The 10,369-nt window shown below is 67.9% G+C and carries 10 protein-coding genes; 7 read left to right on the plus strand and 3 right to left on the minus strand.

What is annotated here, in order from left to right; translation table 11 throughout:
* Positions 1-9: 9 nt before the first annotated feature.
* The 3 genes from ACLML9_RS11115 to ACLML9_RS11125 are packed head-to-tail and all read right to left on the minus strand — an operon-like array spanning position 10 to position 1,686.
* A complete protein-coding gene (locus ACLML9_RS11115; protein ID WP_411945439.1) occupies positions 10-858 on the minus strand; it encodes a helix-turn-helix domain-containing protein in 849 nt (282 codons plus the stop codon).
* A complete protein-coding gene (locus ACLML9_RS11120) occupies positions 855-1,376 on the minus strand; it encodes a DUF6879 family protein (RefSeq protein ID WP_411945440.1) in 522 nt (173 codons plus the stop codon). Before ACLML9_RS11120 ends, ACLML9_RS11115 begins: the two co-directional genes overlap by 4 nt.
* The gene (locus ACLML9_RS11125) at positions 1,357-1,686 is read right to left on the minus strand and encodes a hypothetical protein (RefSeq protein ID WP_357055337.1); all 330 of its coding nucleotides are present in this window, start codon (positions 1,684-1,686) and stop codon (positions 1,357-1,359) included. The genes ACLML9_RS11120 and ACLML9_RS11125 overlap by 20 nt, the downstream gene beginning before the upstream one ends.
* 215 nt (positions 1,687-1,901) lie before the next feature.
* Here ACLML9_RS11125 and ACLML9_RS11130 point away from each other — a divergent pair, with 215 nt between their 5' ends.
* The 7 genes from ACLML9_RS11130 to ACLML9_RS11160 all read left to right on the plus strand — a co-directional run bounded on the left by ACLML9_RS11130 (position 1,902) and on the right by ACLML9_RS11160 (position 10,282).
* The gene (locus ACLML9_RS11130) at positions 1,902-2,231 is read left to right on the plus strand and encodes a hypothetical protein (RefSeq protein WP_411945441.1); all 330 of its coding nucleotides are present in this window, start codon (positions 1,902-1,904) and stop codon (positions 2,229-2,231) included.
* 28 nt (positions 2,232-2,259) lie between these two features.
* Positions 2,260-3,168, plus strand: a complete 909-nt coding sequence (locus ACLML9_RS11135; RefSeq protein WP_411945442.1) for a phosphotransferase family protein — start codon at positions 2,260-2,262, stop codon at positions 3,166-3,168.
* Positions 3,169-3,309: 141 nt separating this feature from the next.
* Positions 3,310-3,606, plus strand: coding sequence for a hypothetical protein (locus tag ACLML9_RS11140; protein WP_411945443.1), 297 nt, complete (start codon positions 3,310-3,312; stop codon positions 3,604-3,606).
* A gap of 142 nt (positions 3,607-3,748) precedes the next feature.
* On the plus strand, positions 3,749-5,284 hold the full coding sequence (locus tag ACLML9_RS11145) for an acyl-CoA synthetase (RefSeq protein ID WP_411945444.1): 1,536 nt from the start codon (positions 3,749-3,751) through the stop codon (positions 5,282-5,284).
* 295 nt (positions 5,285-5,579) lie between these two features.
* The gene (locus ACLML9_RS11150) at positions 5,580-5,936 is read left to right on the plus strand and encodes a hypothetical protein (RefSeq protein ID WP_411945445.1); all 357 of its coding nucleotides are present in this window, start codon (positions 5,580-5,582) and stop codon (positions 5,934-5,936) included.
* 160 nt (positions 5,937-6,096) lie between these two features.
* Positions 6,097-7,650 carry a hypothetical protein gene (locus ACLML9_RS11155; RefSeq protein WP_411945446.1) on the plus strand — a complete coding sequence of 518 codons (1,554 nt, stop codon included), beginning with the start codon at positions 6,097-6,099 and terminating at the stop codon, positions 7,648-7,650.
* Between the two features lie 301 nt (positions 7,651-7,951).
* Positions 7,952-10,282 (plus strand): nitrate- and nitrite sensing domain-containing protein, encoded by a 2,331-nt coding sequence (locus tag ACLML9_RS11160; protein WP_411945447.1) that lies wholly within the window; start codon positions 7,952-7,954, stop codon positions 10,280-10,282.
* The last annotated feature ends 87 nt before the right edge of the window (positions 10,283-10,369 follow it).

A 10,369-nucleotide genomic window follows, 5' to 3' on the forward strand; every position in this document is an offset into this window, starting at 1 on the left:
TCCGTCCCGTCAACTGCTCCCGCTGGGCACCGTCCGCCCCCGCACAGCCTCCTGGATCAACGCCCGTGCCGCCTCTCCCGTCTCCGATTGCCGGGCCAGGATATCGAACGCCCGCCCGTACACATCGATCTCGCGCGGCTGAGTGATGGTGAGTTCGGCGGCGGTCCCCTCGACCATGACCAGCCGGTTGTCGAACATGGCGAAATTCGTGGACACCACCAGCGCTTCGGCGGTGAACGGGACGATTCCGATGGTCACGCGAGGCATGCCGATCAGGGAGGACAGCCGGTCGAGCTGGCCGATCATCACCGCATCGTCACCGACCGTGGTGTAGAGGGCCTGCTCGGCGATCAGGAAGTGGAACAGATGGTCGCGCTGGTACAGGACGCGTTGCCGTTCCATCCGCTTCGACACGGCGTTCTCGACATCGTCGGGGATGCGGTGGAATTCGATACCGCGTCGCAGTTTGGCTGCCGCGTACTCCGCGGTCTGGAGCAGCCCGGGCACGATCTGCGGCTGGAAATCGCGGATATGTGCGGCCGCCGCCTCCAGTTTCAACGATTTCTGTTGCCGGCGGCCGAGGCCGGTGCCGAGGATCTTGCGCCATTCGAGGTAGGCGACCTCGATGGTGTTCGAGGTGGCCAGCAGGTCCGGTAGCTGGTCCTCGGCCCCGCAGTGGCGGCAGTACCCGCGGATATCGTCGTCGGAGGGTCTGATCCGGGCGAACTCGATCTTGCTCACCTTGGATTCGTGCCAGCCGCAGAGTTGCGCGAGTCTGCGGTTGGTGAGGCCGGCCTGGCGCCGCAGCTCCCGCAGCCGTGCCCCGAGAGCTTCTCGCGCATCGTGCACTTCGTTCATCTGTCGACATATTCCGTGTAGGGCGTAGCCATGTCCCAGAGCCGGTGCTTCACGCACCGGGCGTACTGGATGATCCCCCGGTCGGTCGTCACCGCGAGACCGGAGGGTTTGCCGTGCTCGTCGACCAGGTTGTAGACGACGCGATCGTCATCGATCAGCCACCAGTCGTCCGAGGGCACGTTACCGGCCAGATGCCGCGGGACGTACCGGATATCCTCGCCCGCGTCGGTATTGGTGCCGGTCACCGAGAGCAACCACCGGTGATAGTCGCTGTGCGGCACCGACACCACGCGGACCCGTCGTACCGTGACGCCCCGGCCGATGGTCTCCCGGATCAGGGTGTTCCACCGATTCTTCTGATCGTCCGGTAGCGCGGGCCGGCCGTCGAGGAAGCGGCCGAGCCGGCCGGTCTCGGCCGGGACGGCGTAGACGTCGCGGACTTCGAGATGGAATGCCTCGGAAACGCATTCGCGGAAGAGCGCGGCCCAGTCCGGCGGCTCATGCGGAAGATAGCGCACCGTAGAACGTCCTTGTGGTCTTCGGGACTTCGATCGCGACCTCGTCGGGTGCCAGATCGAGCTGCTCCAAGATCTCACGCTCGGCGACCGGACGGCCGGCGAGGGTGAACGTTCCCCGGCCGGTATCCTGCATGGGCGCGCCGATGAAGGTATCGGGTTCGGCGTAACCGAGCAGTAGATGCGGGATCTCGACGGTCGCCGGTCTGTCCGTCTCCCATCCCTGCACCAGATAGCTTCCCTGATCGGTCGTGTACAGACTGGGGCATCCACCGAGATCCGAGCCCCCCTTACCGAGAAACCGCAGACGCATACTTCAACCCCTGTTCGATGGTTAGCACGAGTTTTCCCGCACTTCGTACATGATGCACTTTTCCGCTGAGGCCGGAAGAAAGAGCGCAGCGTAGTTGTGCAAACTTGTGCTCACTGCTCGCCATGATCGGTCTGCACTCCTTACCGTCGATTCAACCGTCGCGCCCGATCACCGTGCCGGGAAGCAATTGTGCGGGCGGGCCTTACGACCAAGGGGTGAGTATGCGATTCGAGGTGAAGGTGAGCAGATACGGGGACCGGTGGCTCATCTCCGCACCAGCGTTCGGCATCCGCAAGATCGTGGACGAGGAGTCGGCCATCCTGAGCGAGGCCTACCGGCTGATCGCCCGATGCGGTACCGCGCCGGGAGATTTCGAGGTCGAGCTCATACCGGGCGGGGGTCCCGATATCACGGCGGTAGGCAACGATCCGTCCGGGCCCGTGGAGCCTTCTGGCCCCCAACGTTTTCCCCGCGGCGCGTCGGTACACCAAATCCGGGCCGGTCGCCGGCGCACAGACGAACCGCTGGTCGACGACGACTTCTGATCCGACGCGGGGGTTCTAGAGTCGTGGCATGAGATTTCGGGACGGCGACCGTGCCGTAGACGTCCGCGACATCGTGACCGGGCAACTGCCCGGCTACCGAATCGGCACGGTGGCGCTGCTCGGGGAGGGGGAGGACAACCTCGCCTATGAGGTCAATGGCGAGTTGATCGTGCGTTTCACCAAGGAACCCGATCCCGAGAGGCGAGCCGCGCGGGTGACCGATGAAGCCGCTCTACTGGCCGCTGTCGCGAATATTTCGCCGCTGCCGGTTCCCGAGCCGTGCTTCCGCGTTCCCGAGCAGGGCTGCCTGGCGTACTTCGAACTCCCCGGCCGACCGCTGATCGATGTGCCCGCGGCGCGGCGATCGGCCCGGCTGCGACCGATCGCCGCGGAGCTCGGTCGATTCCTCGCCGCCCTGCACACCGCTCCTGTCGACCGGATGGCCGACCTGGTGGACACCGACGACGAGCCGAACGAATCGTGGCTCGCGGAGGCCACGGGGACCTACGAGACGGTCGCCGACGCAGTTCCCGGCGAGCACCGCGCGGCGGTGAAGGCGTTTCTCGGGACAACGCCCCCGGCGGATCGCTACGACCCGGTGTTCTCCCACAACGATCTCGGAATAGAGCATGTTCTCGTGGAACCGGTTTCGGGCACAGTGACCGGCGTCATCGATTGGAGCGACGCCGCGATCGTCGACCCGGCCTACGATTTCGGCCTCGTCTACCGCGACCTCGGCCCAGGCGCCCTGGACACGGCATTGGACAATTACCGGACAGCTGCCCACGACGTGCGGGCGATCCGGGCGCGTGCCGCTTTCTATGCCAGGTGCAGCGTGCTGGAGGACATGGCCTACGGGCTCGAGCACGGGCTGGACAAATACCTCGACAAGAGCCTCACGGCATTGACGTGGCTGTATCCTTCCTCCGCCGACTGACCCGCCCCTGCGGCGACGGCAGGCGCGGCATGCGCACGAATATCGTCGGCACCCCGAGCCCGCCACCGGCCGCGTCACTGTGGCGCAGAACTGCCCGTAGTCGCCGTCGAATCCGGCCCGCCCGCCGAGCACTCCGCGGCCGTGCGGGGTGGACACCACCCCGTAGGGCGCGCGCATGGTGAGCAGATCGATCCGCACGGCCGGCAGATCACCGGGTCGCGCCCCGGCGACCGCGATCGGCCCGGTCACGATATGCGGCCCCGCCCCGGGGTCGCGGCTCCGGCGCGCGACCACGGCCACCGCGTCCTCGCGCACATCGGCGCGGTCCACGCCGCGTTCGCCGGAGTACCGCAGCGGGTCCGAGCCCTGGTCCTCGAGGATCCCCTCGTGGCCGACGGTATCGATCACCACCGTGGTTCCCGGCGCAATATCGAGTAAGCCGACGAATCGCTGTTCACTTTCCGCTATCATCGCGGTCGCCGGGTGATTGCCCGGCGGGGGCCGGTGACGGGCACGCGTCGCGGGCCCCGGCTCGGCTCGGCGGTCGTCCTCCGATCGCTTCGTTCCGTAGAGGAGCAGTATGTATCCCGGCGCGCATGTCGATGATTTCCCGGATAAACCAGCCGTTATCGTCGCCGAGACCGGCGAGACGCTGACCTATCGGGAGCTGGAGGACAACTCCGTCCGGCTCGCCCGGCATCTGCACGCCGCCGGATTGCGCCGCGGCGATCATGTCGCATTGCTCTCCGGTAACGACCCGAAGGTCTACGAGGCGTACTGGGCGGCTCTGCGATCGGGGCTTTACATCACCGCGGTGAACCGGCATCTGTCGCCGGCCGAGATCAGCTATATCGTCGACGACTGCGGCGCGAAGGCGCTGATCGCGTCCGCCGGTCTGCGCGACGCCGCCGAGACGATCGTCGAGCAGACGCCGGGGGTGGAGATCCGGCTGGCCTTCGGCGGCCCGGCCGAGGGCTACGAGTCCTACGAGGACGCACTGGCCGCCCAGCCCCCGCAACCGCTGCCCGACCAGCCGCGCGGCGCCGATATGCTCTACTCCTCCGGCACCACCGGGCGGCCCAAGGGCATCAAACAGCCGCTCTCGGACCAGCAGGTCGGCGATCCCCCCGGTGACCCCTACACCGCCGTCTTCGGCCCGCTCTACGGTTTCGGCACCGAATCGGTGTACCTGTCGCCCGCCCCGCTGTACCACGCCGCGCCGCTGCGGTTCGGTGGTGTCGTCCAAGCCCTCGGCGGCACGCTGGTCGTGATGGAACGCTTCGATGCCGAGCAGGCCCTGGCCGCGATCGAGCGCTATCGCGTCACGCACAGCCAATGGGTTCCCACCATGTTCGTCCGGATGCTGAAACTCGACGAGGCCGTCCGCTCCCGCTACGACATCTCCAGCCTGAAGGTCGCCGTGCACGCCGCCGCGCCCTGCGCCGTCGACGTGAAGCGCGCGATGATCGAATGGTGGGGTCCGGTGCTCTACGAGTACTACGCCTCGACCGAGGCCAACGGCGCCACCTTCATCGACAGCGAGCAGTGGCTGCGCAAACCGGGTTCGGTCGGCCCGGCCGGTATGGGCTCGATCCGGGTCTGCGGCGACGACGGCGCGGAACTGCCGACCGGCGAGATCGGCACGATCTATTTCGAACGCGACGAACTGCCCTTCGCCTATCACAACGACCCGGCGAAAACCGAGGCGGCGATCCACCCGGACCATCCGACCTGGACCACCACCGGCGATATCGGCTATGTCGACGCCGAGGGCTTCCTGTTCCTCACCGACCGCAAGGCGTTCATGATCATCTCGGGTGGGGTGAACATCTACCCGCAGGAAATCGAGGACGCGCTCGCCCTGCATCCCGCGGTGCTCGACGTCGCGGTGATCGGAGTCCCCGACGAGGAGATGGGCGAATCGGTGAAGGCCGTGGTCCAAGCGGCGCCGGGCGCGACCCCCGGCCCGGAACTCGCCGCGGAACTGCGCGACTACCTGCGCGAGCGCATCGCCCACTACAAGGTGCCGCGCAGTATCGACTTCGCCGACGAACTACCGCGTACGCCGACGGGCAAGCTGGTCAAGGGCAAACTCCGCGCCCACTACAGTGTCTGATTTGCGCGCCTTCGGCGCGCGCGTCGGGGCCCTGTGACCCCGATTCTTCCCTCCTCCGCTCGCTGCGCTCCCTCGCTCCGTCGGTCCAGAATCGGGGGCGGGCCCCGACCATGGAGGTAGACCATCCGGAATAGACAGAAGGTGGATGCCGGCGTGCGCCTGGACCGGCCTCGGTAGGTTGGCGACCCAGTCAGTGCTCAATGGTCGCCGGTCTCCGGACGGTCGGCCGCACACGCCGACCGGGGATGTTTGTCTTGCCGCCCCCGGGAAACACGGCGGGCAGGAGGGCCGAGCGATGACCAACGATGCGGAGAAACGCTGGTCCGACGATGGAAACTTCCGGCGGGCCGTGCGCTACGCGCTCGGCGTGCTCGGGGTCGCGGCACTGGTCTGCGCGGTCACCGCCCTCTGGGCGGCGACCGGTCGGTGCCGTGACGCCGACGCACTGTTGTGCGACACCACCGCCCAGACCGCTGTGCTTTTCGGACCCGGTCTGGTGCTGCTCGCGGGCGGTATCGGCGCCTTCGTGGAGACCCTCCGGGTCTGGCGACGGGGCGGGCCCTGGCCCATCTGGCAGGGGACGGGCTGGTTCCTCTTCCTGATCACGCTGTTCTACCTGGGAATCGGCGCGAGCACCGTCCCCGCGGATTGACCGGCGGCCCGCATCCCCGGGCACATCTCCGGCCCTGGTGAGGGCAACCGCCCGGTAGCACTGCTATCTCCGCGGCACCTGTGGCAGACTTTCCAGGACTGCTCGGACTACGGCCGCTCGACGACCGTGCGCGGAAGGTGATGCGGGAATTGAGATCGCGATGGACCTGATCGCCATCGAGGGCCGGGTGGCCGCGGACCGGCTCGCGGCGCGGGACCGAACACCGGAGGCAGAACTCCAGCTGGCCACCACGCTGTGTGAGCTCGCCTCGGCCTATCTGGCCACCCAGACCGACGGTTCGGTGCGCAACCGGGTGGCCGGCGCGTTGGAGCCCGCGCAGGAAGCGGTGATGATCCGGCTGCGCTGGTTCACCTCCGGTCATGTGTCCGCGGTGTTCGCCAACCAGGTCCAGGACACGCTGCGGCTGCTGGAACAGGCCGCCCGCGCTATCGGCCATCGGGAACTGGCGACCGCCACCATTCGCGATGCCTGCAACGCCTACACCCGGGTGGCGCACGACTATCCGAACGTGGCGGGGGTCTGCGCGGACGGCCTGTCGAAATGCGGTGTCTGGCTGTGCCGGCCGGACCCGGGCGCGGCCGTGGTGGCCACCGACGAAGCGGTCCGCATCCGGGCCACCCTGTTCGAGGCCGACCCGGAACAGTCCCGGAAGTACCTCGCCACCCTGAACACCCTGCTGCGCACCCTGATGGTGGGCCGGCAGCGTAAGCAGGCGGTGGCCATGTACCGCGAACGCTATACCGCGCTCACCACCCCGGCCATGGCGTCGCAGCTGCGGAACCTGAAGATCGAGGAGATCGGTTTCACCACGAAAACGCAGGCCGCCCTGCGGAAGCTGGAATGCCGGACCCTCGAACGCGCCGGTTACCTGACCCAGCAGCAGATCCTGTATCAAAGCGCCGGCGATCTGGCCACGATCGAGGAGATCAACTGGCAGCTCGCGCTGGTCGGGCTGAAACCGCTGGTGGCCGGGGCGATGCCGGACCAGCCGGCCAAACCGGTGGAGATCGGTTCCTCGTTCGGGGCGTTGAGCGTGCTGTGCTCGGCACCGGATGCGCTGGAACAGGTGCGCGACGCGATCGTCGCCGCGTTCACCGCGGCCGGCGCCGAACCGGTGGATATCAATACCGCCTACGGCGTGGACAAGGCGCACTGGGGCACCCGGGATCCACAACTCAACGCCACCACCGAACTCGGTGAGGACATCGTCCTGATCGAGCGCATGTCGGGCAGCTGGATCGCGGTGAAGAGCCTCAAATGGGAGCTGACGCCGGTGGCGAAGAATCCGCTGGCCCTCGCCCTTTCGCAGCAGTGGCCGGTGATGAGTGTGACGAGCACCGAGAACCTGGCCTACGAGTTGTGCTGGTACGAGCAGGGGTCGGCCACCCAATACGCGGCGCTCGGCCGGCCCGCCGAACCGGTCGCCCTGGATACTCCGCTGGCACCGTTGGATTTCGGCAAACTCGCCGACTACGGCGCAGATTACGCCTCGGAGACCCAGATCCGTTCCGCGTTCGGTAATGCCACCATGTTCGCCAAACTCACCGAACTCCCGGCCAGTGGTATCCGGCAGGCCGCCGAGGCCCGGCCGCTGGCCGGATACGGCGAACGGGTGCTGTGTTTCCGGGTCGTGGGCGCGAAACGCGTGGCTACGGCGGGCAGTGGCAGCCGATCACGAGCCATTCCCGAATAAACCGTAACGTCCCGGCTTCGATACCCGAAAAGGATGCCTGGTGAGAGTAGTGGTTTTCGAGACTGAAACGTATTGCTTTCGCTAATGTCTGGTACCGGAGTACGACGCATTGCCGGGAGACCGCAGTGCCGGGATAGTTGGGCGGTGAGCCGGCGGCGATGATGCTGTTCGCGCATCCCCGGGAACGAGTTGATCTACTGTGTCCAAGCGGCTGCCTCTCCCCGAGTTCGCATCGACCTCCCGTTCCCGACCGAGTCGAACGCGCGGCCGCATCGGTATTCGGACCCGCCTGCTCGCCATCGTGCTCATCACCAGCATCACGCTGCTCACGGTCGCCATCGTCGCCGCGGGCTATCTGGTGAAATCCGGTCGGCGGGCGCAGGAATGGGCCGATCTGGCCAGTAGCACCACCACCCCCGCCATTCTGATGGTGCAGGGTCTCGAAGAGGAACGGCGCCTGTCGCTGCTGTATCTGGCGGGCGATCCCGGGGCCGCGCCGGCGCTCGCGGATGCACGGAAACGCTCCGATATCGCCCTGGCCGAGGTCACCGCGAAGGGCGCCGCCGCCCAGCGGCTCGATCCCGACGGCTCGGCCGGCCAGATCGAGGGCTACCGCAAACTCTTCGAGGCCGTGCCGAACCTGCGCGCGGCCATCGACGCGCGCGCGATCCCGCGGGAAGAGGCGTTCGGGTTCTTCAGTTCGGTGATCGACACCATCATCGGGGCATCGGTGCTGGCGGCCCGGGTCGCGCCCGACGCCGGTGTCGGTCTCGCACTCAACTACGGTGTCGAACCGCTGCGGGCGGCCGAGGCTTTGTCGAAGGCCGACACCCTCGGCGCCGTCGCGGTGACTCTCGGTGAGCTCACCGACGCACAGCTGGTGGAATTCAACCGGCACGTCGGTGAATTCCGGGGTGAGGTCGCGTATTCCGCCACGCTGCTCAAAGGCGACCGGCTGGCCCAGTTGCAGGCCCTCACCGCTTCACCGGCCTGGCAGCAGCTGATCGCCGTCCAGGACGCCGTCATGCTGCGCGGGGTGGTCGCGGCCGAGGACTCGGAGACCGCGGACTCCACGACCGGGCACACCGGCACCCGTACCGGTTCCGGCTACAGCACCACCGACGAGTCCACCGAGTCCGATACGCCGGTCCTGCCGTTGACCGTCGCAGATTGGCAGCGGGTTTCCGGCGAGGTCGTGGCCGCCCTGCTGAAACTCTGGGAGGGGCAGAGCTCCGACGCCCACGCAATCGGCCGCGCCCAGGGTGCCGACACCGCCAACGGCTCGCTGGCCGGTGGCGCCGCGGTCCTGGGTATCACGGCGCTGGCGTTCCTGGCCGCGCTCGTGCTGGCCAACCGGTTCATCGCGCGGATGCGCCGCCTGCGCGACGACACCCTGAAACTCGCCGACGAGCGGCTGCCCGACATCATGGACCGGCTCGACCGCGGCGAGAACATCGATTCGGCCGCCGAGGTCGCGCGCCTGGACTTCGGTACCGACGAACTCGGTGAAGTGGCCGACGCGTTCAACCGCGCCCAGGTCGCGGCGGTTTCCGCCGCGGTGGCCGAATCCAAGACCCGGGCCGGCTTCCATACCGTGTTCCTCAATATCGCCCACCGCAACCAGCTGGCCGTCCACCGCCAGCTCGCCCTGCTGGACAAGGCCGAACGCCAGGAGGAGAACGCCGACCAGCTCGAACTGCTCTTCCAGCTGGACCATCTGGCCACCCGCGCCCGCCGGCACGCCGAGAACCTCATCGTGCTCGGCGGTGAACAGTCGGGTCGCCGCTGGCGCAATCCGGTTCCGCTGTGGGAACTCATCCGCGGCGCGGTCGCGGAGAGCCTGGACTACACCCGGATCCACACCGGACGCGTACCCGATGTGCTGATCGCCGGTAAAGCCGTGGCCGACCTCATCCACCTGCTCGCGGAGCTGATGGACAATGCCACGGCGTTCTCGCCGCCGGAATCCCAGGTCGAGGTATCGGCCTCCGTCGTCGGCCGCGGGGTCGCGGTCGAGGTCGCCGATCAGGGGCTGGGGATGACCGCGGAGGAGATCGCCGAACGCAACGCCCTGCTGGCCGAACCACCGGATTTCGGCGTGGCGGCCCTCACCGGCGATACCCGTCTCGGCCTGTTCGTGGTGGCCACCCTGGCGGCGCGCCACGGTGTCATGGTGCGTCTGACGGATTCCGTGTACGGCGGCATCAAGGCCATCGCGCTGATCCCGACCGCACTCACCGAATCCGGCCGCCCGGCCCGGCCCGGCCGTCCGGCCCTCGAGCCCGCGGCGGCCGCCGCCCTCGGTATCTCCGCCGATGGGTCCGCCGCACAGGTCGCCGCCCCCGCACCGCACCGGCCCGCCGATTCGCAACCCATGACCGTGATCTCGCAGCCCCGCCCGGACGAGGGTGCGCGCCCGGCTCTGCCGCGCCGGCAGCGGCAGTCCGCCGAAGCCGATACGGGGGTCATCCCGGTCGCCGATATGCCGCGCACCCGCACTCCCGAGCAGGCCCGGAACCTCATGTCCGCCATCGAGAGCGGCTCCCGGTCCGGCCGCCGTCCCGATACCGACCCGCCCGCCACCGATCGCACTCCAGAAGAAGGCAACGATGACCACTCCCCCACGCACTGATCTGAGCTGGTTGCTGGAAGAACTGGTGAGCGGATTGCCGGACGCCGAGTCCGCGGTTCTGCTGTCCACCGACGGACTGCTGATGGG

Origin of the sequence: Nocardia sp. NPDC002869, from assembly GCF_046764065.1 — a bacterium.
GTDB lineage: Bacteria > Actinomycetota > Actinomycetes > Mycobacteriales > Mycobacteriaceae > Nocardia > Nocardia rhamnosiphila.

Coding starts and splice junctions, on each gene's coding strand:
- ACLML9_RS11145 (WP_411945444.1), top strand. CDS start 3,749: ATGTATCCCGGCGCGCATGTCGATGATTTCCCGGATAAACCAGCCGTT.
- ACLML9_RS11115 (WP_411945439.1), bottom strand. CDS start 858: ATGAACGAAGTGCACGATGCGCGAGAAGCTCTCGGGGCACGGCTGCGG.
- ACLML9_RS11155 (WP_411945446.1), top strand. CDS start 6,097: ATGGACCTGATCGCCATCGAGGGCCGGGTGGCCGCGGACCGGCTCGCG.
- ACLML9_RS11150 (WP_411945445.1), top strand. CDS start 5,580: ATGACCAACGATGCGGAGAAACGCTGGTCCGACGATGGAAACTTCCGG.
- ACLML9_RS11135 (WP_411945442.1), top strand. CDS start 2,260: ATGAGATTTCGGGACGGCGACCGTGCCGTAGACGTCCGCGACATCGTG.
- ACLML9_RS11125 (WP_357055337.1), bottom strand. CDS start 1,686: ATGCGTCTGCGGTTTCTCGGTAAGGGGGGCTCGGATCTCGGTGGATGC.